Here is a 23,418-nt window from a genome sequence, read left to right as displayed (position 1 = left end):
GTCTATTTGCCCAAGCCGTCCTATGCTTTTGGAAAACTTTTACGGGTCGTCACTACTTTGGATTGAAGCACAGTTATCGGGAAAGAACTGGTTGTGGAAGCTCACTTTTTTTGCCGTCGCGCTATCGCTGTTTATTGCATTTCCACCCTATTCCCTGCTTATTAACCACCTGACAAATAATGGCGTAAGCCTGGATGCCTGGGTTTTTATCCAGAACCAGGCACAGGATCTGCTGCATCCGAAAGACATGGATTTTGACGTCCGTCGTGAGAACATGATTTTCCGTTGGACATTGCCATTACTTTCCTTCCTGACGGGTCATAATGTACTCATCATCCTCATCATTCAGGCGGTGCTGGGCGTGCTTTTTCTTTACAAAATCGCAGGTTATGTCTATTTAATATCTGGCGATAAAGTAACTACTGCATTCTTTGTAACGGCTATCGCCAATATTTTCGTAAGTGTATGGGCGTTCGCCGATGTGCATGGGTACGGCGATGAATTTGCCTTTTTCTTTCTCCTGCTGGCATTATTGAGCAAAAATCCGCTCGTGATATTCCTTTCACTTCAAGTAGCTTTTTTTACCGATGAGCGTGCGGTGGTGGCGGGAGGTTATCTGTTGCTTTGGTGGATGGGGACCAAAGCTTTTCAAAAAAATGATTTTAGCCTTTGGTCTATTTTGCGCTGGGCATTTACGGGTGAAAGCCTCGTTGTGTGGGTTGCCTGGGCGATTTATTTCACGATCCGTGAATATGTACAGATTACTTATTTTCCCCATCATAGCTATTCCACGATCGGTACACCCGTGTTGTTTGCCAACGCGCACCGGAATGGCTTGGGAAGCAGCATTTGGGGTGCATTTGAAGGAACGTGGCTTATACTGATAGCCGCTTTTCTGATACTATGTTTCTCAAAGCGCTACTGGCTATTATTGGCATTGATAGCCGGTTTCGTCACACTGGTTGCGACCGGCATTTACGTGCATGATATCGACCGGGCTTTGTCTTATGGTTTCCCGTTCATTCTGCTCGCGGTTTTTATATTAATCCACACTACATCTACATCCGCTGTCCGACTCATCCTGTTTTTCGTGATGATTGTCTGCGTAACTCATCCGCAGGTATTTTATATGGGTTATAATAAGATACTGTGGCTGGAACCGCTGCCCGTTAAATTATTCATGCTGCTCGATCACCGGTTGCATTGGGGACTTTTCAGTTAGGGGGCTTGTCCATTATTTTCGTCATTTCCCAACCAAAGCCGGTAAACATTAGTCAATGCTATGATGGTGGGTATGGTACGATTGCGTTAAATGATCATTAAGTCATGCCTAAGGGTAATCGATTTTTTTATCTGAGAGGTATTTTTGTATTTTGGACAAAAAATGTCTGACATTTACTAAACGGTTACTTTTGAAGAGAGGATCGCATTTCGAGTGAGTTCAGCCACACCCTAACATTCAAGAATTTCAATATGCCGCTACTAGTAAAGCTGGATACATTTAATACCGGATCGGGTAACCTCACAGTCTTTGAAAAAATGATTCCCGGGACGATCAAGCGTGTTTTTTACATTTATGGCGCGGGAGAAACGCAGCGCGGAGGCCACAGGCATCACAAAACATGGAATGCGCTGGTATGCATCCACGGAAGCTGTCGTATATACTCCAACGACGGCGAAAAAGAGGAAATATTCATTCTGGATAATCCTGTTTCCTGCCTGATCCTCGAACCTAAAGACTGGCACATCATGGATTCATTCTCGGATGACGCGATTTTGTTGGTATTGTCCAATGAATATTACGACAAAGCCGACTATATCGACGAGCCATATCCATTGAATCAGCTGAACCAGACTGTATCTCAATGATCCCTTTTCTGGATTTAAATCAGGTAAATGCCCCATACCTGCAAGCTATTGAAGACGCTTCCCTGCGTGTGATCCGATCTGGCTGGTTTATCCTGGGCAATGAGCTGAAATCGTTTGAAAAAGCATACGCGGAATATTGCGAGGCAATGCATTGCATTGGCGTAGCTAATGGTCTGGATGCGATCACGCTGATCCTACTGGCCTTGGATTTGCCAAAAGACAGCGAGATCATTGTTCCTGCAAATACTTATATCGCTTCTGTGCTGCCTGTCAGCTACTTGCATCTGATACCTGTTTTCGTAGAGCCCAATCCGCGCACAATGCTGATCGATCCTGCATTGATCGAACAGGCGATCACGCCTCGGACAAAGGTCATTATCACGGTCGATTTGTATGGACGGAGCTGTGAAATGGCCCCGATTCTGGATCTGGCACGCAAATACGATTTGAAAGTGGTTACCGACGCCGCGCAGGCGCATGGTGCTACCTATGAGGGAAGGAAAGTTGGATCACTGGCGGATGCCACCGCATTCAGTTTTTATCCTACCAAAAACCTGGGCGCATTAGGTGACGCTGGCGCCATCACGACCAATGACGACGCACTGGCCGAAAAAATACGGTATCTGCGGAATTATGGCTCTGTAATCCGCTATCAAAATGAATATCAAGGGATAAATAGCCGCCTGGACGAAATGCAGGCTGCTATCCTAGGCGTGAAACTGCCTTATCTGGACGGAGAAAACAGACGGCGGCGTGAAATAGCAGTCCGTTATTTAAAGGAATTGAAATGCCGCGACCTGGTATTGCCTCCTGGCGACAAGGTTTCAGACGACGCGTGGCACCTCTTTGTAGTCCGGCATCCGCGCCGTGCAGACTTGATTGCTTATTTGGATCGGTATGGCGTGCAAACGAACATTCATTATCCTCAGCCTATTCATAAACAATTGGCTTACAAAGAGTATAAAGATTTACATTTGCCTTTGACAGAGCAAATCCACGAGCAAGTGATCAGTTTGCCCCTTAACCCCGTTTTGACGGATGACGAGGTGGCACATATCATTCAAATCGTCAATCAATTCGATCTCCAATGAAGTTATCGGTCATCATTCCGGTTTACAATAGCGAAAAAACCATCCGGCCGCTGATCGAAAAGCTGCAAGCGACTTTATCGCAGATATCATTTGAAATCGTATTGGTCAACGACGGTAGCCGCGATCGCTCGGAGGGAGTTTGCATGGAATTGTGCAACACGTATTCCAACGTCCGTTTTATCTCATTACGAAGAAATTACGGAGAATTTAATGCGGTCATGTGTGGCCTTAACTGGGCTTACGGCACTTATTGCGTGATGATCGACGACGACTTCCAGAATCCCCCCGAGGAAATTCTGAAACTGGTGGAAACCGCTGAAAGTGGAGATCATGATGTTGTTTATACCCACTATGCCAAAAAACAGCATTCAGTAGGACGTAACCTGGGCAGCCGGTTTGTGAACTGGATGACGAGCTACCTTTTAAACAAACCCAAAGACCTTTACCTGTCGAGTTTCAAGCTGATCCGGCAGGAAGTAGTGCAAGAAATTATCAAATACCACGGGCCTTATCCATATATTGATGGATTGGTATTCCGGATTACGCGGAATATCGGAACAGTGCAAGTGGCGCATCAGAAACGGGAGGAAGGATCGTCCAATTACACTCTGCACAAGCTTGTATCGCTGTTTCTGAACATTCTTTTCTGCTATTCATCATTGCCCATCCGATTTTTTGTGCCCATTGGCGTCGGATTGTTTAGCCTTGGGTTTTTCCTTTTGCTATTTCTTACCATCCAATGGATAATCGGGCCTGATCCCAAAGGCTGGCAGGTAGTCACGGCGACCATCATTTTCATTGGAGGCATTCAATGCATGCTGCTCAGTGTATTGGGCGAATATATCGGCAAGAGCTTTATGGCGCAAAGCGGGCAACCGCAATATGTGATCAAATACAATAGCTCCGAAACCGTATGATCGACAACCGGCTCGAATACCAGCGGATGTACGAAACCGAGCGGAAACTTTGGTGGTACCAGGTTTTGCATGGCAAGGTTTTGCGGCAGATCCGTAAGCATTTTGGAACGACTGGTGCTGACCTTAAAATCCTGGATGCGGCCTGCGGGACGGGCGGGCTTTTGTCTTTTTTAAAAGAAAAAGGCTATTCCAACCTGCGCGGCTTCGACTATTCCAGGCACGCCACCGATTTCTCTAATGAACGGGGATTAAATGTGGTATTCGGCGACCTTCGGAACGTGGATGCATTCGAACCGGGTGAAACTTTCGACATTATTACCTGCAACGACGCACTTTATTTCCTGACAGACGAGGAAATCATCGAGGCATTAATTGCATTCAGGAATCGACTGGACTCGAATGGGCTGATCATTGTCAATATCCATGCATTCGAGGCCTTTTCTGGTACGCATGATTTGGCGGTAGGTAGTTCCCGCCGCTTCAAATTGGCTCAGTTTGAAGCATTTTCCCAAGCCGCGGGATTGCGGATCGATTACAGCACCTATTGGCCTTTTGCACTTTCATTGCCTATCCTGGCGGTACGGCAATGGCAGAACTATCAGATCAGGAATAAGAAAGTGAATGTGGAGGAACTGGATTCCGACGTGGAGTACCCTGGCGATGCAGTGAATGCTATTCTTAAAACCATCACAAAAGCGGAATCCGCGATTCTCAGTAAAGCACCTTTCGGCAGTTCGCTGTTTATGACCATGCGTTCTGCCTGATCATTGGCTTCTTTCACTTGCTTCTGGAGTACCCCGACGAGTTCACAGCATCGAATAGCGCTTTCGTTTTAGCGACCCCATCCTCACCATTGATCCCGAAATACCAGAATACTTCCAGATCGCCACGGTGCATGGCCTGATTCATATCGCCGCTCTGCGATTTGTGCGATGCCTTTACCCAATCGGCGACGATCATATAGCTGTGCTTTTTGTCTTCACCGAAACTGTGCGAGCGGTCAAATTCGAAGACCGGGGCACTTTTGAGGATATTCGTTTCGGGATAACCGCTGAGTCCTGCGAATTGGAAAGAGTAGTCCTTGTTTTGAGATTGCCCGCCCAGTACAATCGGTTTTTTAGCCCCTTTGAAACGCTGCGCAGCCCTGATCGCACTGATAGAAGCGGTTTTGTGATGTGCGTGCTGGCCGTCGTGCGGTACGAGGCAGAATATAAAGTCGTAGTTGCCATTGGCCAGGATATTGTCGAGTTTCTTTTCGACGTAGGCAATGTCCCAGTTTTTACCTTGCAAATAGGGCTTTTCATCACGGTTATAGTAATCATCGAGCTGGTCGAGGAAAAAGAAATTGCCGACACCTAAAACTTCGCCTGACGCCATAAGCTCTTTTTTACGGATCAATGGCAAATGCTTTCTTCCGGTGGCCGAATCTACCAGATTCACTCCGTAGTAGCTCGACGCCACGAGCCCATTATACCCACCCGACGCATCGGTGATCAGGGCCAGGTCGGCGGAGCCTTTCAGTTCATGGGTGATTTTGAAAATCGTTACCGGGAACATGGTTTCATCATCAGGATGCGCGGTAACGATCAGCACGCGTGGTCCCTGCGCATTTGCGGCCAGCGAAAGCAGAAAAAGTAACGAAAGATAAATGTGTCTCATGCGATGATTTTGTATAGTCATGTGTTATAAAATTATAGAATCCCGGGAGCATTGCAAGGGCACCGGATCGTACCTGTTCAAAGTTTAATTACGCTCTTATTATCAAACTATTATGGATTTAAACCTTAACGGAAAAACCGCGTTTATCAGTGGTTCTACACAAGGCATAGGCTTTGCGATCGCACAAGGTCTTTTGAAGGAAGGTGCCAACGTTATTATCAATGGCCGTTCCGAAAATAAAATAGCGGAAGCCGTCCGAAAATTGCAGGACTCTGCGCCAGGGGCATCAGTGAGCGGTGTAGCGGCCGACTTTTCAAAGGTTGAGGAAGTGAATGCATTGCTGGAAAAGCTGCCGGACATTGATATCCTCGTAAACAATGCAGGCATATTCGAGCCGAAGGCGTTTACGGACATTTCAGACGAAGACTGGTTCCGTTTTTTCGAAGTGAATGTGCTGAGTGGTGTTCGCCTCTCGAGGTATTTCTTTCCAAAAATGATCGCGAAAGATTGGGGCAGGATTATCTTCATTTCCAGTGAATCGGGCGTGAATATCCCGGAAGAAATGATCCATTATGGCACCACCAAAACGGCCCAACTGGCGGTCAGTCGCGGTTTGGCGGAACTTACAAAAGGTACCAATGTGACAGTGAACACGGTAATGCCCGGCCCAACGAAATCGGAAGGCGTCGCGGATTTTGTAAAGCAATTGGGAGAAGCCAATAGTATGTCGGCGGAACAGGCAGAGAAAGATTTCTTTAAAAATGCCCGGCCAACGTCACTTTTGCAGCGATTTGCATCAGTTGAAGAGATTGCAAACCTGGTAACTTATGTGGCTAGTCCGCTATCTTCCGGCACCAATGGCTCGGCGCTGAAAGTGGACGGAGGCGTAGCGAAGTTTATTATCTGACAATGTCACAATATCTTTTCGAAAAAGGGTATCCGAATCTTCTATTATTCTGGAACGTTCATTCTGAAATAATTGTCTGATAGTCATGGCACGCAACAAAGCATTCGAACCGGAGCAAAAACTGGAAATGGCCAAATGTCTTTTCTGGGAGAAAGGGTATAACGCTACTTCCATGCAAGACCTTGTCGACACGATGGGCTTGAATCGCGGAAGTATTTATGATACTTACGGCGACAAGCACACCCTGTTCGTGCAATGCCTCCGGAGCTATACAGAAAGCACCTTCGAGGACTATAAAACCGTGGCGGAGGAAACGAAATCACCGATTAAGGCGGTTGAAAAGATCATCAAAAAGGCGGTGCTTCGTACGGTGGAGGAGGGAAAGACTTGTCTGGGTGTCAAATCGACATTTGAACTTGCCTCTGTGGATGAAGAGGTGCATGCCATTTTGAAAGAAAACACCACGAAACTCGTCACCGTATTGAAGGACCTCCTCAAAAAAGCCCAGAAAGCGGAGGAGATTGGCGGAAAGCGAGATCCGGGTATGCTAGCCAACTTTATTGTAGCCAACTTTACTGGTTTCTGGCAGTTCTTTCTGGTGTACGGCGACGCGGAGCTCTTGCAGCAGCAAGCCGAATTTTTAATTAAATCTATCAAAAAATAATGTTGCTCCTGTACGGAGCAGACATTTTAAAGTCATGTCAGGAATAATCACAGAAATAGCTAAGAAATCAGGTATAGTAAAAATCTACAAGCAAGGAACGCCATCGGTACTGGGTTATGAAAGAGAGAATATTTCAGAGCCGGGGCCGGGGGAGGTGAGAATTCGCCAGGAGGCGATCGGACTGAATTTTGTAGATACCTATTATCGCGACGGTAAATTTCCCGTCAGATCGTTCCCATATACGCCGGGCGTTGAGGCAGCAGGTGTGATCGAGGCCGTCGGGCCATGGGTTACCGAATTCAAAGTAGGTGACCGGGTGGGCTATCACTTTATTACCGGAGCGTATGCAGAGAGCCGGGTCGTATCGACTCAACAGCTCATCCATATTCCAGACGGGGTTTCCGCTGAGGAAGCGTCGGCTATAATGGTTAAAGGGTTTACGGCAAGAATGTTGGTGAAAGTGGTCCGCCCTATTTCGCCAGGAGACATCGTGCTGGTTCACGCAGCGGCTGGCGGCGTGGGGACGCTGGTTACCAAATGGGCCAAAGCGCTTGGGGCAACGGTGATTGGTACAACGGGTTCCGAGGAAAAAAAAGAAGTGATACTTGCCAATGGTGCCGACTATGCATTTCTGGCCGAATGCAGTAACTTCTATCATTCTATTCTCGACATTACCGGCGGCAAGGGCGTCGATGTGGTGTTCGACGGAGTTGGCAGGGATACGTTCACGCATTCGCTGGACCTGATCCGGAGAGGGGGCACAATTGTGCTTTACGGCTCGTCGTCTGGTCAGCCCGAACACATCGATCATGCCGTACTGCGCGCGAAATCGATCATTATGGCCACTCCCACACTCAGCGCATATATTCCCGATCGCGAGGCGTTGGAAACCTATGCCGCAGATACTTTTAAGGCATTGCAGGAGGGGATCTTCGGCCAGCTGGCCATTACCCGCTACCCTTTGTCACAAGCGGGCCAGGCACAGGCCGATCTGGAAGCGAGAAAAACGGTTGGTTCCGTAATTTTGGTGCCGTAAGTTTTCGCATTCGATTTAATATTATGGCCAAGGTCCTTATTCAGTTTGCCCATCCTACCCTCAGCAAATCCAATGTGCAGAAGACATTAGAAAATTATGCCCGGAAGGTGCCGGGCGTGACTTTCAACGATCTTTATGAACATTACCCCGATTTGTTCATAGATGTTAAAAGAGAACAGAAACTGTTGCTGGAGCATGATATCGTGATTTTTCAACATCCGTTCTATTGGTACAGCAGTCCTCCTATTCTGAAACAATGGCAGGATCTGGTATTGGAATATAACTGGGCTTACGGGCCAAAAGGATATGCATTGAAAGGCAAAAAGATATTCAATGCGATGTCCTGTGGGGGCGGACGTGATGCCTATGCTTCATCGGGCTACAACCGTTTCCCTGTCAGCCAGTATCTGCTTCCATTTAACCAGACGGCTTTTTTATGCCGGATGGAGTATTTGCCCCCATTTGTCGTGCATGAAACTTACACGATCGAAAACTATGAACTAAAAATGTACGGGGAGCACTATGCCTCACTTCTGGCGGCCCTCGTTCACGATGATCTTAATCTTGCCGAATTAGGCCAAGTAGAATATCTCAACGAACTTTTTAAGGAATAAACAGCACCCGATATGCAGGAAACCTTCTTTTTTCAGGCAATGATTTACCTGGCGGCGGCTGTCGTGATGGTGCCCGTTGCCAAGCGGCTCGGACTGGGATCCGTACTGGGCTATCTGGTTGCGGGGGTGATCATTGGTCCGGCTGGCCTTAAATTCATTGGAATGGAGGGCCAGGATATCATGCATTTTGCCGAGTTCGGGGTGGTGATGATGTTGTTTGTGATCGGCCTGGAACTCGAACCTTCCCGGCTCTGGCGCTTGCGAAAGAGCATCGCAGGGCTTGGTGGCTTGCAGGTAGGAATCACAACGGTCGTTGTAACAGGCATTGCTATGCTTTTCCAGATAGGCTGGAAGGAAGCACTTGCATTGGGAATGATCGTGGCAATGTCGTCTACCGCGATTGTTATGCAAACTTTGGACGAGAAAGGCTGGCTTAAAACGGTGGCGGGGCAAAGCTCATTTGCGGTGCTGCTGTTTCAGGATCTGGCGATTATTCCTATGCTGGCGATATTTCCCTTGCTGGCGGATCATGTTGGAGCAGCCGATGGACATGGAGCTGGTAGCACCTCACTGGTCAATGCATTGCCGGCCTGGCAGCAGGCGGTGGTCGTGTTGCTGTCGGTGGCGGGAATTGTGGTTACCGGGAAATATCTGTTGAGACCGGTTTTCCGGGTGATGGCGCGGACGGGAATGCGGGAAATGTTTACTGCGACAGCATTGCTGCTGGTAGTGGGGATTGCCGTGCTGATGACTTCCGTAGGGCTGAGTCCTGCATTGGGTGCATTTGTAGCAGGCGTCGTACTCGCCAACAGCGAATACCGCCATGAATTGGAAAGCTCGATCGACCCGTTTAAAGGATTACTGCTGGGGTTATTTTTCATTTCCGTAGGCTCTTCGATCGATTTTCCCTTGGTAGCGTCCAAGCCAGCGGTCATTATCGGCTTAGTGGCCGGCCTGATGATTCTCAAGATGGTTATCCTTTTTGTTTTAGGTAAAATATTCGGAGTACGGAATGCACAGAACTTTATATTCAGCATAGGGCTAAGCCAGATCGGCGAGTTCGCATTCGTGCTGCTCAGTTTTTCCGTTCAGGAAGGTGTGTTGGGGAAAGAATTAACCGACACGATGACTGCCGTGGTGGCTATCAGCATGGCCATGACGCCGTTGGCAATGATGGTCAATGAGAAATGGATCTTGACGCGGTTTTGCCTCGTCAGTGCCGGATTGCAGGTGCAGCAGCGGCTCAGCGATGTGGAGGAGCAGGATAATCCGGTCATCATCGCAGGTTACGGGCATTTTGGCAATACAATTGGGCGGTTTTTAAGGGCTAATGGCGTGGAGGCAACCGTTCTCGATAACGATAGCGACAATGTTGATTTTTTGCGACGAATGGGGCAGAAAGTCTATTTCGGGGATGCTACCCGATACGAATTGCTGGACATAGCCGGTGCGGGTCGTGCGCAGGTGATCATCATCGCTATCAGCGACGAAGAGAAACGGCTGGAATTGATCGAGACGGTGAAAAAGCATTTTCCCAATCTGCACATGCTGGTGCGCTCGAGTAACCGTAATGATGCCTATGACCTGATGAATGCAGGCATGATGCACATTTACAGGGAAACTTTCGATACGAGCCTGAGATTGGGCGTCGATGCGTTGAAACTGCTCGGGCACCGTGCACATGAGGCTACCAGAATGGCCAAAACATTCTTTGTCCACGATGAGCGGACGTTGAAACATTTATCGAGTATTCGGAATGATGAAGAATACATTCATGCTGCCCGGAAGCACATCGAAGAGCTGGAACTGATCATGCAAGCCGACCGGGAAGCAGTTCATCTCAATGCTCTTGCAGGTTGGGACCGCAGGGCGGAAGTCGAGTCGGCCTGATCGCCTCAGGATGCGGCGCTGGGATTGCTAGCTTTTTCCCAAATCAGGCCAGCTGCCATGCCAAGAAAACTGGCGAGTAATCCGTAAACGAGGGCGGGATATTCGGTTTCAATATGTACACATATCAGCCACACCGCGAGGCCGGCCACCATCGACAGTATGCAGCCTAGTGTATTGCTCGCTTTCCAGTAAAGCCCCGCCGCCAGTGGGACGAAAAGTGATACCAGGCTGAACGCTGAGGATTCCGCGACGAGTTCAAAAATGCTTTCCCGCGTTGCGGCCAGGAAAATGCATACGGCTGTAATGCCGACAATACCTGCACGAATCGTTTTCAGCAACTGCTTGTCGGTGAGTTTTGGATTAAAAAACTTGACAATATTTTCTCCCAATACCACTGCCGGTGCCATAATGGCGCTGCTCGTCGTGCTTAGGATCGCAGAAACCAATGCGCCGAAAAACAAGATCTGAAGCGGCAGGTTCATATGCTTCAATACCATGTTCGGAATGATCATTTGCCCATCCTTTTCTTCACCGGGGTACAGGTAATGTCCGCACAGACCAATGAATAACGGCAATAATGCAATCGTAAGGTACATCAGTGAAGACAGCAATGTCGATTGCACAGATACGCGGGCCGATTTGGCCGACATTACCCTTTGAAATACATCCTGTTGCGGAATCGAGCCCAGGCCAATCGTAATCCAGGCAGCGAAATATTCGAGATAACCTTTGAACGTATTTTCCGGAAAGAACCGGAAAAAGCCCTCCGGCGCAGCTTTGACTAAGGGGCTAAAACCTCCCACTTTTTCATATAAGACAGCGGCTACGACCAATAGCCCTATAATGATCATGAGTGTTTGGATGAAATCGGTGATCGAGATCGACCACATACCACCCCAGATCGTATATAAAATGACAACGAATGAACTTAACAGAATGCAAATCAGCAACGACCAGCCCAGCACAACCTGTAGAACAATGCCCATCGCAAGCAATTGAGCAGCAATCCAGCTAAAATAGGAGGGGATGATGAGGATAGCGGAGAGCAATTCGGCATTGCGGCCGTAACGTATCCTGAAAAAATCACAAAATGTGATAATATTCATTTCGTAAAATCTCCTGGCGAAGAATACGCCGACCAGAAAAAGGCATAGCGAAGCCCCGAAAGGGTCTTCTATAATTCCCAGCACACCATGTTTTACGAATTCGGTAGGAGCGCCCATAATGGTCTCCGATCCAAACCAGGTGGCAAAAGTTGCCGAAGCCGCCAGCATCAGCGGAAGCTGACGGCCAGCCAGTACGAAGTCTTGTGTAGACGAGATTTTTTTGGAAGCCCAAAGACCTATTCCCAAGTTGGCAACCAAGTATGCGAGAATGGAGAAGGCCAGCATACTTTCAGACTTCCTGGTTTTCCACAATCCATTGAGTAGTAGCATTAATGGTGCCCATTTCCCAAAAAATGGAAGGGCTTAGCTCGACCCCGATCCATTCTTGTAACTCGGTGGTAATGTCAACCATAAGGAGGGAATCCAGACGGTAGTCGATGATTTCGGCGTCCAGATCTATTTGGGAAGGGTCTATTTCCGCATGGTGCGCGATGCGCTCTACTATCCAGTCGGAAATCTCGGTAGATGTTTTATTCATTTAGTTGATGTTTGTGGCAAGTCCTATTGCTAGGGTGAAAATAGTACTTTCGCAGGTTTTTCAAAAGCACAGGACTTATTAAGTAACCGGTGTTAATCTATGGTGGTCTTTTTAGCAAATAACTCACGGGCCTTAAGGCGCTGTATCTTGCCGCTCGATGTTTTTGGCAATTTTCCGGGCGGGATCAGGATAATGTCATGGGGGATAAGCCCAAAAGCCAGTCCTACACTTTGCGCCATTTTTGTTTTAATCAATTTTTCGTCATCCGGCGTCTGCGTCACGCGTTTTATCTCGCTAACGATCATCAACGCCTCTCCCTGCGCTGTTTCGACCGAGAAAGCTGCTGCTGCATTAGGTTGAACGTCGGGATGGCTTTCGCTCACAACTTCTTCGATGTCCTGCGGATAGTAGTTAACCCCGCGGATGATGATAAGTTCTTTAGTGCGTCCCGTAATGAAGAGCAGGCCATTGTCCATAAATCCTAAATCCCCGGTTCGCAGATAAGGCCCTTGGCCGTCATTGGTATATGCCTGGAATGTAGCTTTTGTGACATCGGGTTTTTCCCAGTATCCTGCGGCAATGGCTTTATTTTTAACCCAAATCTCACCTTCCTCACCTCCCGGCACGGGCACCTTATCGGCAGGATTTACAATGACAACTTCTGTGAATTCGACAGGTGGCCCACACGCAACCGCCTCTTTGGCATTCGCACCGCCCGTTCTCTGGTAAGTCATATCTGTGCCATTCAAATGCAGGCTTACAGCGAGGGTTGCCTCAGCAAGGCCGTAGGCAGGAACGAGGCTGTTTTTTCTAAAACCGGCTGACGCAGTAGCGGCGGCAAATCTTTCCAAAGTAGCAATGCGGATCGGCTCGGCGCCTACATAAAGCACGCGCATCGAACTGAGATCGAGCGCTTGTATTTGATCCTCAGGGATACGGGCCAGGCAATGGTCGAGTCCGAAGCCCGGTCCCCCACAAAAGCCGGCCTGATAGGTGCTGATGGTCTGAAGTAGTAATGCTGGTTTTGTGATAAATAGCAGGGGCGATATTACAAAACCGGTTCCTCCCGTGAAAAGTGGGGATAAAAGACCGTCCACCAGCCCCATGTCGTGGTAATGGGGAAGCCAGGTGACGGAAACGTCGTCGACCGTGCGACCGAAACAGTTATTAATGGCGTGGAGGTTGGCGATCAGGTTAACGTGGCCAATCATCACGCCTTTGGGTTGGCTCGTTGAGCCCGAAGTATATTGGAGGTAGGCCGTTTCGACCAGTTCCTTGTGACGCTTTATTGCGCCGGGCGCAGGCGGTGCCGACATGAGGTCATCAGTGAAAGACCACTGGATATCATAGTCCTGTAATGCTGAAGAGGCTGCATTCTTCCTCTGAAATAGCATTTTATAGGTTTTTTTGTTGGTAATGATCCCAGCCGCGCTGCAGTCCTGTATAATGCTGAGTATCCGGTTAATTCCAGGCTCCGAATAACTGATCGGCGTGGGCACTGCTATAATGCCCGCATGGAGGGAAGCGAGGAAAGAGCACACGAAGGCCGCTTCGGCGGGCAGCAGGATGATCACCCTGGCGTTGACGGGAAACTTGGCGCTTAACTGATGTGAAGCTGCCAGTACACGTTGATGAAGTTCGTTATAACGAAGTTGCTCGGACAATTCACCCTCCTTGCCTACATAGCCGTAAGCAAGTTTGTCTGGATGTAAACCGGCATTGGTTTTTAGTACATCGATTATATCCATAAACTGCAAAATAAAGAGAAAAGGCCAGATAAAAGTGGCTTAATGCACAGTATCTGGCCTTATTTATCAAAAGGTTTACTAATTATCGTCTGGGGCCACGCTGACGCCCGTTGTTGCCATAGTGATCATTACGGCGATATTGCTTGCGATAAGCCCTGCTGTCATGTCGGCGGTACTGGTGACGGTCGGCATATATGACACGTCGGGGAGCCGGTCTGACTACAACCACACGGGGTGGCGGCGGAGGGGCATTGTAGTACCTGTAACCCTGCCGATGGCCATAGTCGTAGCCTGGGCTGTATGATCGATAAGTACAGGATGATATTGTTATCGCCGCGACCATCGCTATGATGACCGACAGCAGTACACTGTTTCTTTTCACGGTTCTAATTCGTTTTGTACTGTTTAAAGAACGAATTGGATGGTCGAATAGTGCCGTGAAAGAGCGTAACCCACACTCATCTGGAGGTTATCCACATTGTGGATAGGTGGTAAATGCGGGTTAACGTATTGGTAGTTAGTGATTTTTCGGGTTGTTAACAAGTTATGCACATTTTGCCTGTGGATAACTTGTTAACAAATATTAGACTTTATGCCTCTACATCATAAATCAATACGCGCTCCCAAAGGTGTGCGTAATCCTCTACGAATTTCTTATGCAGCGGGTGAACCTGGTAAACATCGTGTGCGGCTTCATCCTTGAAAATAAGGATTTCCGCGAAATCATAAGTAGCGTCGATAACCGGCCTGCGTGTTGCAGCCGGAGGGCCGATGTATGCCGATTCGATGGATTCAATCGCTTCGAGTGACTTGATACCAGCTAGCAGGGTTTGTCTCGCTTCTTCGTTGTCTTTCTCCTTTAACCAGAAGAATACATTGTGGATAAACATGGATAATGGTTTATGGTGTTAGAAAAATGATTTAAGGATTCATCTGATTGACGACACCCTCGGCCTTAGCCTCTGATATAGATTGCGGATACGCCTTTTCCAGCTTGAACGAGAAAGTGGTACCCTTGTCCGGTTTAGACATTACTGCAATTTTAGTGTCGTGGGCGTTCAATATATGTTTTACAATCGCAAGTCCCAAGCCTGTGCCACCAATTTCTTTACTCCTGCTTTTGTCGATGCGGTAAAAACGCTCGAAAATGCGGTTTAGATGCTCATGGGGGATTCCCGGACCGTTGTCGCGCACCTCTACTTCGATGTATTTTTTCCCTTCACTGAAATGGACGATTACTTTTCCTCCCTCATTTCCATATTTGATTGCATTTTCGATCAGGTTAAGCATCACCTGCTCCATCCGGTCGGCGTCGGCCTTCACCCATACTCCCGGCATATCCTCTGGCTTTACCCTCAACGTCACATTGCGGCTTTTTGCAATGTTTTCAAGTCTGCTGAATATGCTGATCGTCAATTTGCGGAGATCCATTGGCAGGATATTCATTTTAATGTCGCCGGTTTCCATTTGCGACAACACAAGCAAGTCCTTCACCAGCACATCCAGGCTATCGAGGTTGTTGGCGGCTTTCTTCAGAAAACGTTCTCGCACGTTTTCATCATCCATCGCGCCGTCCAGCAATGTGTGGATAAATCCCTGGGCAGCGAAAATCGGTGTCTTAAATTCGTGTGAAACATCGGCCAGAAACTCGCGGCGGAACAGTTCCAGCTTTTTTAGCTCATCGATCTCCTTTTGCTTCTTGGTCACGTACACAAAGATTTCATCGTTAATCGTCTTCAGGGGATTCGACTCGCGGATCAGCCTTTTACGGGGTGCCATATTGAAATCCTTCATTTTTAATTTGTGAATTGTACGGTACATCTTATTAACCTCCCTGAAAACAAGGATGTCCACGGTATACAACACCAGAAAAAATGAAGAAATAAATGAGGAAATGGCGGAAACAAACAGCATCCCTTTAGAAACCCCATCCACAAATGCAAGGAATGTAGTGGTAATGAGGGAAATCAGGAACGCCAGAATGACGGCAATGAAACGGGGACTTAACGACATGTTACTTTAAAGCTTATTGCACGCCGGGACGTGTTTCCCGGCGTGCAATGAATCTGTTGAAATTTCTGCCTTAAAGTTAACACTTTGAAACCGGTTTAGATTCGGTTTAGATGCGGAAGTGGCTTGTTAAGAAATTGTTAAGTGTTGGTGATGTCTCGTCAGATGGGGTCATTAACGACCGGAACAGACCTCAGAACCCTCCACGATACTTATATGTACTTGCGACTTTATCGATTGCAACAATGTACGCGGCAATGCGGAGCGAAACTTTGTATTTCAGTGAAGTTTCATACACTTTGTCGAAGGCGTCTTTCATGATGCGATCGGTGCGGCGGTTGATGCGTTCGAGCGTCCATTTGTAGCCGATCCGGTTTTGGACCCATTCGAAATAGGACACCGTTACGCCGCCTGCATTAGCCAGGATGTCGGGTACTACCATGATGCCTTTTTCATTAATAATATCATCGGCTTTGGCGGAAGTAGGGCCATTGGCGCCTTCCACGATCATTCGGGCCTGGATACTGGCTACATTTTTGCGGGTGATCACGTCTTCTTTTGCTGCCGGCACCAATACGTCTACGGGCAATGTAAATAAATCATCGCCGGAAATGGGCTCTGCCTTGGTATAACCTTCAAGTGAACCGTTATTGGCCTCGCGGTAAGCAACGGCGTCAGCCACATCGATTCCCTTGCTGTTATAATAAGCGCCGGAAATATCGCTGATCGCGTGGATGGCCACGCCGCGTTCGCGCAGAAGCAGGGCCGCATGCGAGCCCACATTTCCAAAGCCCTGCACTGCTGCCGTAGCACGGTAAGGATTAATGCGAAGTTTTTCCATGCCCGCCAATGCGGATACCATCACGCCGCGACCTGTGGCTTCGGTGCGTCCGAGCGAACCGCCCAAAACGAGCGGCTTACCTGTAACGACAGCCGGGATGGTCATACCTTTTGATTTGGAATATTCATCCATAAGCCACGCCATCTCACGCGGGCCAGTGCCCATGTCGGGGGCCGGGATATCCTGATCGGGACCAAAAACATCTAGTAATGCGGTAGTATAAGCGCGCATCAGACGTTCGATTTCGCCGGACGACATTTCCCGCGGGTTACACGCGACACCACCTTTGGCGCCACCATAAGGAATGTCCACAACGGCGCATTTCCAGGTCATCCACGCGGCTAATGCACGGACTTCATCCAGGTTTACATCAGGATCGAAACGGATGCCGCCTTTGCTGGGGCCGAGAATGGTAGAGTGAATTACGCGGTAGCCTTCGAAGGTCTGGATTTTACCGGAATCCATCATTACGGGCAAGCCAACTGTCACTTGTTTACGAGGTACTTTGAGGATATAATACATCTCTTCCGAAATGCCGAGGAGGTCTACTGCCTTGTCGAATCGTTGCATCATTGACTCCAAGGGATTGTCTTTATCCTTGATTGGAGCCGGTTCTATGTAAGACATTTTCGATTTATAATATGTTGATAAATAAAAAGTTAGCCCAATATCTATGAGTTGCTTATGCAAACTACGGTATTTGTTGTTATAAAAACAAAAAACTAATTTTTCTTGAAATAGTATAATATATCGTCAGGCCGTATAAAGTTGCAAGGGGTGGGGCTTCCATGAAACCATGACTACTCATTTCAAGTAATTGCCAAATATCCTGTCGGTTTTAAGTAAGAACTCGAAATCACGAAAACTTGCAAAAGGCTGTAAATAGGAGATTAGAGCATGTGCTAATTACGCGGGATTGAAATGCCTTTTTGCCGATTGTACATTTGCCCCAATTATTTGCTTGTTTCTACTTGTAGCAATTTCATGTGACAGCGAAAAAGGTGATAAAGCAAACCTTGGCCCGATTGATAATTTGGGTACAACGGAATTAATCGACTCATCGAATTTATCGAATGAGGAAGCGGCTTTAATACTAACAGATTTGGTTTGGAGTATCAAAGCCAATTTGGCATCGAATAATCGCCGTCATTTGTCGGATCAAGATATAGCACTTTCCGGCAAGTGACAACCGAGCCAGACTTGAAACGCTCCATAGCGGCACTTGGCGGTGATGATACAAAGGTGATGGAAGCTAGTTCTTGTTGCGGGAGCGATTTGCGGTAGAATAGCAGGAGCGGGCGGGCTAGTTATCGCGGTCAGTTTGTATTGTGTTGGCATTACTGACCTATATTGTAATTACAAAGAAATCACATAGGCGCCATGTCAGAGCACTATCAGAATTGATAGTAAATCAGGAAAAATAAAAAGGAGGCAAAAAATTGCCTCCTTTTCGGGTTTGGAATGTCCGGCTTGGATTAAGCCATTTCCATTTTAGACGCATAGCGCTTGCGCTCGTTTTCGTCCAGGTATATTTTCCGCATACGCATGCTTTGCGGTGTTACTTCCAAATATTCGTCTTTCTGGATGTACTCCATGGATTCTTCCAGAGAGAAGTTGATTTTCGGAGCGATACGCAGACCGTCATCCGTACCAGAAGCACGCATGTTGGTCAATTTTTTCGCTTCCTGCAGGTTTACAACGATATCGTTCGGGCGGTTATGCTCTCCGATAACCTGTCCACCATAAATTTCATCACCCGGCTCTACGAAGAAGCGACCGCGATCCTGCAATTTATCAATGGTATAACCCGTAGCAGGTCCTGTATTTTTTGAAATAATAGAACCACTGATACGTCCCGGGATTGGTCCGCGGTAGGTGCCGAATTCTTTAAAGCGGTGTGTCATTACGGCTTCACCTTGTGTTGATGTCAACACGTTCGAACGAAGTCCGATCAAACCTCTTGAAGGAATCAGGAATTCGAGGTGTTGCAAATCTCCTTTCGGTTCCATGATCAGCAATTCGCCTTTACGCTGCGTCGCCAATTCGATCACTTTACCAGCAGTTGCTTCCGGTACGTCCACTACCAATGTTTCGATTGGTTCCAGACGCTCGCCGTTTTCATCCTCTTTGAAAAGTACTTGTGGCTGACCCAACTGCAATTCGTAACCTTCCCGACGCATTGTTTCGATCAGTACCGACAAGTGAAGGATACCACGTCCGAAAACGAGGAATTTATCTTCTGTATCAGTAGCTTCCACACGAAGAGCAAGGTTCTTTTCAGTTTCTTTCATCAAACGGTCACGAAGGTGTCGTGATGTAACAAACTTGCCTTCTTTACCGAAGAATGGGGAGTTATTGATCGTGAAGAGCATGTTCATTGTAGGCTCATCCACGGCAATACGCGCGATTGGCTCGGGATTTTCAAGATCAGCAAGCGTATCACCGATTTCGAAATCTTCGATACCGGTTACTGCGCAAATATCTCCGGCTGTAACTTCTGAAACCTTCACTCTTCCAAGTCCTTCAAATGTCTGAAGTTCTTTTACTTTCACTTTCTTGATCACACCGTCCGCTTTGCAAAGCGACAATGTAGCTCCTTCTTTGATGGTTCCTCTTTTCACACGACCGATGGCGATACGGCCAACGAATGCGTTGTAGTCAAGCGAAGTGATTTGCATTTGCAATGTACCTTCGTCGATAACCGGAGCAGGAATGGATTCGATGATCGTATCCAGCAAATAGGTAATGTTATCAGTTGGTTTCTGCCAATCTGGGCCCATCCAACCTTGTTTTGACGAACCATAAACGGTCACGAAATCCAATTGGTCTTCGGTAGCGCCCAGGTTGAACATCAAATCAAAAACGTTTTCCTGAACTTCTTCCGGGCGGCAGTTTTCTTTATCTACTTTATTTACAACCACGATAGGTTTCAGACCTAAATCGATGGCTTTTCCCAATACGAAACGGGTTTGAGGCATAGGTCCTTCAAATGCATCGACCAGCAACAACACGCCATCAGCCATTTTAAGAACACGCTCCACCTCACCACCGAAGTCTGCGTGACCTGGTGTATCAATTACATTGATTTTAACGTCTTTGTAACGCACCGATACGTTCTTGGAAACAATTGTAATCCCACGCTCACGTTCCAGATCGTTGTTATCGAGAATCAGGTCGTCAAACTCCTGGTTGTCGCGAAACAGCTTTGACGCGTGGATGATTTTGTCAACCAAAGTGGTTTTACCGTGGTCAACGTGCGCAATGATTGCGATGTTACGAATGGCTTGCATTGTTTTATGGATCAGATGTTTACGGCACTGGCACGAAATGATCGATTTGCGCGGCAATGGCCGATTTGGCTTTTGTCTGGATTTAATTTGGCCAAACAGGGTGCAAATGTACGCAGGTTTTCCCTGAATAACAGTATTTTACAATTAAATAATTGTTATGCCGTGAAAAACAGGCTTTAATCTAAAAGAAGTGCAAAAAGTGCATAAAAATATCAGAAGGTTGCAATTTCGCTTTCTGAAATTTGATAAAGGTTATCGGGATCAAAATCGACACCATTATCCCAGGTCAGCGTGCCGTAATGCTTTTAAAATCCTTGCCCAGGTTGATAAAGTTTTCTATAACTCTTGCTGATGAGGAAGATGTCCATCCAGCAGCATTGCATTTTGAATATCGATGATCGCCCGGTGTTCCTGAAATTGCATGAAAATGGGGAGGATTGTGGTCATCAAAGTACATGCTGATGATAATACCGAAAAAGCGGCTGATTTCTGGCATTGTATAGTGTGCATGTTTCTTGTTATTCAAAGATAAGAAGAATTCGTGTAACCCGTCCATTTTGCATTCGCCTCGGCGTTTCGTTAATTTGTGAAGATTGAAATACCATTAAACTCGACTATGAAGAAAAATATGCTGGCTGGATTACTCCTGTCTATCAATACATTGGCCTTCGCACAGGAACGCCTGCCGCAGGATGATGCAGCCAAATATGGCGCAAGTATTACACCCACCGATCTCAAAAAACACCTCGTCATCATAGCGTCCGACAGCCTTGAAGGACGCGACACTGGATCACCCGGCCAGAAAAAGGCAGCCGAGTACGTATCTAAATATTACAAGCAATACGGTTTGCTGCCCGTTGCGACCGATGCCGACGGCTCGAAAAGCTATTTGCAGAAATATAAATTATACAAGCGGAGCTGGGGAGACGTGTATGTAAAGTCGGATGGCAAGAAGTACGAGTTCAATAAAGATTTTTATTTGAATGGCCTGCTGGACGTCCCTGAGGAGGTAAGTACCAGTCTGGTAACGGCTGGTTATGGCGTTCAGGATGGGGAATACAACGATTACGCGGCTATGGATGTAAAAGATAAATCGGTGGTAATCTTTGAAGGCGAGCCTAAAATGTCGGGAGGTAAGTTTCTGCTAAGCGGCAACTCCGAAAAAAGCAAATGGAGCGGTTCGGTCTCCTGGCAGGTGAAAGCGAAACTGGCGCAGGAAAAGGGGGCTAAATATGTCTTCATTATCACCGACAAAACCGGTGAAGATCTGGATAAGGAGATCCGGCAACGCGCAGTAATGGCCCGTCGCTTCAGTGCACCAACGCTGAAACCTGTGCAGGAAAGCCCGTCGGGCATTGCTGCGTTTGTAGTTTCTGCCAATGTGGCGGCAGAAATGCTTGGAACATCTGTCCAGAAACTCAATAAGCTGAAATCCGAGATCGACAAAACAGGCAAACCAGTGTCCAGGAGCTTTACCGGAAAGGCGACATTGAAGGTCGGCCGTGTGAGCGAAACCATCGATACTGAAAATGTGGCGGCGTTCATGGAAGGTTCGGATAAGAAAGATGAAGTACTGGTAATCAGTGCACATTTGGACCATATTGGCATTTCGGCTAATGGGGAAATCAATAACGGCGCGGACGACGATGGGTCTGGCACGGTGTCATTATTGGAACTGGCAGAAGCCTTCGGCAAAGCGAAGGCGGAAGGGAAAGGGCCGCGCAGAAGTATTTTGTTTTTGAATGTAACAGGGGAGGAAAAGGGACTTTTTGGGTCGGAATACTATTCTGAAAATCCGTTGCTACCGCTAAAAAGCACGATCGCAGACCTGAATATAGATATGATCGGCCGCGTAGATGAAGCACACAAGAATGATCATAAATATGTGTACCTGATCGGTTCTGACAAGCTTTCTTCCACACTGCACGAAATCAGCGAGGAGGCTAACAAGAAATATGTCAACTTCAAACTCGACTATACTTTCAACGATCCGAAAGACCCTAATCGCTTTTACTATCGCTCCGACCATTACAATTTTGCCAAAATGGGCGTTCCGGTGATTTTCTATTTTACAGGCGTTCATGAGGACTACCACCGTCCGGGTGACGATGTGGAAAAAATCCTTTTTGACAAACAATCAGAGATCGTGAAGCTGGTGTTTTATACAGCCTGGGACTTAGTAAACCGGGACGAGCGGATTGTGGTAGATAGTCATAAGGAATAGTTTTACGGAAGGGATGATGGAGGAAGGGTGTAAAGGAGATTTGATTTAAATATCGGGATTATGAGAAGGACGGTATTATCGGTTTTGTTTCTGTGTTCTTTTTGTGTCGGGTCGTGGGCGCAGGTGCCTGCGGAAAATTCGCTGCTCTGGGAAATTACCGGGCCGGGTTTAAGCAAGCCATCGTATCTGTTCGGCACCATTCACCTCATTTGTCCAACCGACTTCTCGTTGAGTGACTCGCTGAAAAGCACCTTGGCACGCACGCAACAGGTAGCATTGGAAATGGACATGGACGACCCGGGTATGATGGCCGGGATGATGAAAGCAATGAACATGACTGCTGGTAATGAGTTGAAAAAGCTTGTTACCGGGCCAGAGTATGAGAGGCTGGGGCAATTTTTTAAGGATTCCGTGGGCATTGGCCTGGCAATGTTCGAGCGGGCAAAGCCGTTCGTGCTGATGGGGCCGCTTTTCAATTCCGTGCTCGATTGCCAGCCGCAATCTTATGAAATGGCACTGGTAGAACTGGCAGGAAAACAAAAATCCGAGGTAATAGGGATCGAAACATTAGAGGAGCAAATGGCTATTTTTGACACTATTCCCTACAAAGACCAGGCAAAAATGCTACTCAATCTCATCGACAGTTTACCCGCCGCGAAGAAGGAGTTCAAAAGCCTTGTGGCCTTGTACAAAGCACAAAATATCAACGAGCTTTACCGGATGACTATGAAAAGCGAGTTTGGAATGGAAGGCAATGAGGAAGTAATGCTTTTCGACCGTAATCGGAAATGGATACCACGCATGCGGAAAATTGCGAATGGGAAGCCGACGTTCTTCGCCGTCGGTGCGGCGCATTTGGGAGGGGAGAGAGGGGTAATTGCCTTGTTGAGAAAGGAGGGGTACCAGGTGAAGGCGGTTAGATGATATATTGCCGCAAAAATCAGAAGCTACGTTTTCAATTTTATAGGCGAAGGGCGCGAGGCAAGATTCAGAACCATAGCTATTTTAAAATAA

General features: G+C 47.4%; 23 protein-coding genes. 13 read left to right on the top strand and 10 right to left on the bottom strand.

Translation table 11 applies throughout. The annotated features are described in order from the left end of the window. Positions 1 to 22 precede the first annotated feature (22 nt). From LZD49_RS13375 to LZD49_RS13355, 5 genes are all read left to right on the top strand, one after another. Positions 23 to 1,222, top strand: a complete 1,200-nt coding sequence (locus tag LZD49_RS13375; protein WP_234668078.1) for a hypothetical protein — start codon at positions 23 to 25, stop codon at positions 1,220 to 1,222. Between the two features lie 251 nt (positions 1,223 to 1,473). Next, entirely contained in the window at positions 1,474 to 1,869 is a 396-nt protein-coding gene (locus LZD49_RS13370) for an FdtA/QdtA family cupin domain-containing protein (RefSeq protein WP_234668077.1), read from the top strand. Continuing rightward, the gene (locus LZD49_RS13365; protein WP_234668076.1) at positions 1,866 to 2,960 is read left to right on the top strand and encodes a DegT/DnrJ/EryC1/StrS aminotransferase family protein; all 1,095 of its coding nucleotides are present in this window, start codon (positions 1,866 to 1,868) and stop codon (positions 2,958 to 2,960) included. Before LZD49_RS13370 ends, LZD49_RS13365 begins: the two co-directional genes overlap by 4 nt. Further along, entirely contained in the window at positions 2,957 to 3,877 is a 921-nt protein-coding gene (locus tag LZD49_RS13360; protein ID WP_234668075.1) for a glycosyltransferase family 2 protein, read from the top strand. Before LZD49_RS13365 ends, LZD49_RS13360 begins: the two co-directional genes overlap by 4 nt. Then, entirely contained in the window at positions 3,874 to 4,641 is a 768-nt protein-coding gene (locus tag LZD49_RS13355) for a bifunctional 2-polyprenyl-6-hydroxyphenol methylase/3-demethylubiquinol 3-O-methyltransferase UbiG (RefSeq protein ID WP_234668073.1), read from the top strand. Before LZD49_RS13360 ends, LZD49_RS13355 begins: the two co-directional genes overlap by 4 nt. 13 nt (positions 4,642 to 4,654) lie before the next feature. On the opposite strand, the gene LZD49_RS13350 is transcribed toward LZD49_RS13355, so the two are convergent. After that, positions 4,655 to 5,536, bottom strand: coding sequence for a PIG-L family deacetylase (locus LZD49_RS13350; RefSeq protein ID WP_234668071.1), 882 nt, complete (start codon positions 5,534 to 5,536; stop codon positions 4,655 to 4,657). A gap of 112 nt (positions 5,537 to 5,648) precedes the next feature. On the opposite strand from LZD49_RS13350, the gene LZD49_RS13345 reads away from it, so the two are divergent. The 5 genes from LZD49_RS13345 (at position 5,649) to LZD49_RS13325 (ending at position 10,647) form a co-directional block, all read left to right on the top strand. Further along, positions 5,649 to 6,443, top strand: coding sequence for an SDR family NAD(P)-dependent oxidoreductase (locus LZD49_RS13345; RefSeq protein WP_234668070.1), 795 nt, complete (start codon positions 5,649 to 5,651; stop codon positions 6,441 to 6,443). Positions 6,444 to 6,528: 85 nt separating this feature from the next. Beyond that, positions 6,529 to 7,107, top strand: a complete 579-nt coding sequence (locus LZD49_RS13340; RefSeq protein WP_234668068.1) for a TetR/AcrR family transcriptional regulator — start codon at positions 6,529 to 6,531, stop codon at positions 7,105 to 7,107. Between the two features lie 34 nt (positions 7,108 to 7,141). Further along, entirely contained in the window at positions 7,142 to 8,143 is a 1,002-nt protein-coding gene (locus tag LZD49_RS13335) for a quinone oxidoreductase (protein WP_234668066.1), read from the top strand. A gap of 23 nt (positions 8,144 to 8,166) precedes the next feature. After that, complete coding sequence (locus LZD49_RS13330; RefSeq protein WP_234668064.1) at positions 8,167 to 8,757, top strand: NAD(P)H-dependent oxidoreductase; 591 nt, start codon at positions 8,167 to 8,169, stop codon at positions 8,755 to 8,757. Positions 8,758 to 8,769: 12 nt separating this feature from the next. Beyond that, positions 8,770 to 10,647, top strand: a complete 1,878-nt coding sequence (locus LZD49_RS13325) for a monovalent cation:proton antiporter-2 (CPA2) family protein (protein ID WP_234668062.1) — start codon at positions 8,770 to 8,772, stop codon at positions 10,645 to 10,647. Positions 10,648 to 10,652: 5 nt separating this feature from the next. On the opposite strand, the gene LZD49_RS13320 is transcribed toward LZD49_RS13325, so the two are convergent. The 7 genes from LZD49_RS13320 to LZD49_RS13290 all read right to left on the bottom strand — a co-directional run bounded on the left by LZD49_RS13320 (position 10,653) and on the right by LZD49_RS13290 (position 17,517). Next, the gene (locus LZD49_RS13320) at positions 10,653 to 12,038 is read right to left on the bottom strand and encodes a sodium:solute symporter family protein (protein ID WP_234668406.1); all 1,386 of its coding nucleotides are present in this window, start codon (positions 12,036 to 12,038) and stop codon (positions 10,653 to 10,655) included. 4 nt (positions 12,039 to 12,042) lie between these two features. Next, positions 12,043 to 12,291 (bottom strand): acyl carrier protein, encoded by a 249-nt coding sequence (locus LZD49_RS13315; RefSeq protein ID WP_234668059.1) that lies wholly within the window; start codon positions 12,289 to 12,291, stop codon positions 12,043 to 12,045. Positions 12,292 to 12,383: 92 nt separating this feature from the next. Then, positions 12,384 to 14,039, bottom strand: a complete 1,656-nt coding sequence (locus LZD49_RS13310; protein ID WP_234668057.1) for a fatty acyl-AMP ligase — start codon at positions 14,037 to 14,039, stop codon at positions 12,384 to 12,386. An 82-nt stretch (positions 14,040 to 14,121) separates the two neighbouring features. Next, positions 14,122 to 14,421: a hypothetical protein gene (locus tag LZD49_RS13305; protein WP_234668054.1), complete on the bottom strand. Its 300-nt coding sequence runs from the start codon at positions 14,419 to 14,421 to the stop codon at positions 14,122 to 14,124. 208 nt (positions 14,422 to 14,629) lie between these two features. Then, a complete protein-coding gene (locus LZD49_RS13300) occupies positions 14,630 to 14,929 on the bottom strand; it encodes a Dabb family protein (protein ID WP_234668052.1) in 300 nt (99 codons plus the stop codon). A 31-nt stretch (positions 14,930 to 14,960) separates the two neighbouring features. After that, positions 14,961 to 16,052 carry a cell wall metabolism sensor histidine kinase WalK gene (locus LZD49_RS13295; RefSeq protein WP_234668049.1) on the bottom strand — a complete coding sequence of 364 codons (1,092 nt, stop codon included), beginning with the start codon at positions 16,050 to 16,052 and terminating at the stop codon, positions 14,961 to 14,963. 190 nt (positions 16,053 to 16,242) lie between these two features. Continuing rightward, positions 16,243 to 17,517, bottom strand: coding sequence for a Glu/Leu/Phe/Val dehydrogenase (locus LZD49_RS13290; RefSeq protein ID WP_234668047.1), 1,275 nt, complete (start codon positions 17,515 to 17,517; stop codon positions 16,243 to 16,245). 289 nt (positions 17,518 to 17,806) lie between these two features. Between LZD49_RS13290 and LZD49_RS13285 the strand changes: the two genes are divergently transcribed. Continuing rightward, on the top strand, positions 17,807 to 18,076 hold the full coding sequence (locus LZD49_RS13285; RefSeq protein WP_234668045.1) for a hypothetical protein: 270 nt from the start codon (positions 17,807 to 17,809) through the stop codon (positions 18,074 to 18,076). 289 nt (positions 18,077 to 18,365) lie between these two features. Here the strand turns inward: LZD49_RS13285 and typA are convergent, their stop codons facing one another. Continuing rightward, the gene (gene typA / locus LZD49_RS13280) at positions 18,366 to 20,180 is read right to left on the bottom strand and encodes a translational GTPase TypA (RefSeq protein WP_234668042.1); all 1,815 of its coding nucleotides are present in this window, start codon (positions 20,178 to 20,180) and stop codon (positions 18,366 to 18,368) included. A 286-nt stretch (positions 20,181 to 20,466) separates the two neighbouring features. Next, positions 20,467 to 20,676, bottom strand: coding sequence for a DUF4160 domain-containing protein (locus LZD49_RS13275; RefSeq protein WP_234668039.1), 210 nt, complete (start codon positions 20,674 to 20,676; stop codon positions 20,467 to 20,469). Between the two features lie 120 nt (positions 20,677 to 20,796). Between LZD49_RS13275 and LZD49_RS13270 the strand changes: the two genes are divergently transcribed. Both LZD49_RS13270 and LZD49_RS13265 read left to right on the top strand, forming a co-directional pair. After that, positions 20,797 to 22,404 carry a M28 family peptidase gene (locus LZD49_RS13270; RefSeq protein ID WP_234668037.1) on the top strand — a complete coding sequence of 536 codons (1,608 nt, stop codon included), beginning with the start codon at positions 20,797 to 20,799 and terminating at the stop codon, positions 22,402 to 22,404. Between the two features lie 60 nt (positions 22,405 to 22,464). Beyond that, complete coding sequence (locus tag LZD49_RS13265) at positions 22,465 to 23,328, top strand: TraB/GumN family protein (protein WP_234668033.1); 864 nt, start codon at positions 22,465 to 22,467, stop codon at positions 23,326 to 23,328. The last annotated feature ends 90 nt before the right edge of the window (positions 23,329 to 23,418 follow it).

Source organism: Dyadobacter sp. CY261 (assembly GCF_021440085.1).
GTDB lineage: Bacteria > Bacteroidota > Bacteroidia > Cytophagales > Spirosomataceae > Dyadobacter.
Note: the sequence above shows the minus strand (reverse complement) of the source record. Positions and strands in the feature narration are given on the sequence as shown.

What these genes read in the sequence shown, in the direction of transcription:
- LZD49_RS13375 (WP_234668078.1), top strand. Translation starts at nt 23, where the DNA reads ATGCTTTTGGAAAACTTTTACGGGTCGTCACTACTTTGGATTGAAGCA.
- LZD49_RS13370 (WP_234668077.1), top strand. Translation starts at nt 1,474, where the DNA reads ATGCCGCTACTAGTAAAGCTGGATACATTTAATACCGGATCGGGTAAC.
- LZD49_RS13365 (WP_234668076.1), top strand. Translation starts at nt 1,866, where the DNA reads ATGATCCCTTTTCTGGATTTAAATCAGGTAAATGCCCCATACCTGCAA.
- LZD49_RS13360 (WP_234668075.1), top strand. Translation starts at nt 2,957, where the DNA reads ATGAAGTTATCGGTCATCATTCCGGTTTACAATAGCGAAAAAACCATC.
- LZD49_RS13355 (WP_234668073.1), top strand. Translation starts at nt 3,874, where the DNA reads ATGATCGACAACCGGCTCGAATACCAGCGGATGTACGAAACCGAGCGG.
- LZD49_RS13350 (WP_234668071.1), bottom strand. Translation starts at nt 5,536, where the DNA reads ATGAGACACATTTATCTTTCGTTACTTTTTCTGCTTTCGCTGGCCGCA.
- LZD49_RS13345 (WP_234668070.1), top strand. Translation starts at nt 5,649, where the DNA reads ATGGATTTAAACCTTAACGGAAAAACCGCGTTTATCAGTGGTTCTACA.
- LZD49_RS13340 (WP_234668068.1), top strand. Translation starts at nt 6,529, where the DNA reads ATGGCACGCAACAAAGCATTCGAACCGGAGCAAAAACTGGAAATGGCC.
- LZD49_RS13335 (WP_234668066.1), top strand. Translation starts at nt 7,142, where the DNA reads ATGTCAGGAATAATCACAGAAATAGCTAAGAAATCAGGTATAGTAAAA.
- LZD49_RS13330 (WP_234668064.1), top strand. Translation starts at nt 8,167, where the DNA reads ATGGCCAAGGTCCTTATTCAGTTTGCCCATCCTACCCTCAGCAAATCC.
- LZD49_RS13325 (WP_234668062.1), top strand. Translation starts at nt 8,770, where the DNA reads ATGCAGGAAACCTTCTTTTTTCAGGCAATGATTTACCTGGCGGCGGCT.
- LZD49_RS13320 (WP_234668406.1), bottom strand. Translation starts at nt 12,038, where the DNA reads ATGCTGGCCTTCTCCATTCTCGCATACTTGGTTGCCAACTTGGGAATA.
- LZD49_RS13315 (WP_234668059.1), bottom strand. Translation starts at nt 12,291, where the DNA reads ATGAATAAAACATCTACCGAGATTTCCGACTGGATAGTAGAGCGCATC.
- LZD49_RS13310 (WP_234668057.1), bottom strand. Translation starts at nt 14,039, where the DNA reads ATGGATATAATCGATGTACTAAAAACCAATGCCGGTTTACATCCAGAC.
- LZD49_RS13300 (WP_234668052.1), bottom strand. Translation starts at nt 14,929, where the DNA reads ATGTTTATCCACAATGTATTCTTCTGGTTAAAGGAGAAAGACAACGAA.
- LZD49_RS13295 (WP_234668049.1), bottom strand. Translation starts at nt 16,052, where the DNA reads ATGTCGTTAAGTCCCCGTTTCATTGCCGTCATTCTGGCGTTCCTGATT.
- LZD49_RS13290 (WP_234668047.1), bottom strand. Translation starts at nt 17,517, where the DNA reads ATGTCTTACATAGAACCGGCTCCAATCAAGGATAAAGACAATCCCTTG.
- typA (WP_234668042.1), bottom strand. Translation starts at nt 20,180, where the DNA reads ATGCAAGCCATTCGTAACATCGCAATCATTGCGCACGTTGACCACGGT.
- LZD49_RS13275 (WP_234668039.1), bottom strand. Translation starts at nt 20,676, where the DNA reads ATGCCAGAAATCAGCCGCTTTTTCGGTATTATCATCAGCATGTACTTT.
- LZD49_RS13270 (WP_234668037.1), top strand. Translation starts at nt 20,797, where the DNA reads ATGAAGAAAAATATGCTGGCTGGATTACTCCTGTCTATCAATACATTG.
- LZD49_RS13265 (WP_234668033.1), top strand. Translation starts at nt 22,465, where the DNA reads ATGAGAAGGACGGTATTATCGGTTTTGTTTCTGTGTTCTTTTTGTGTC.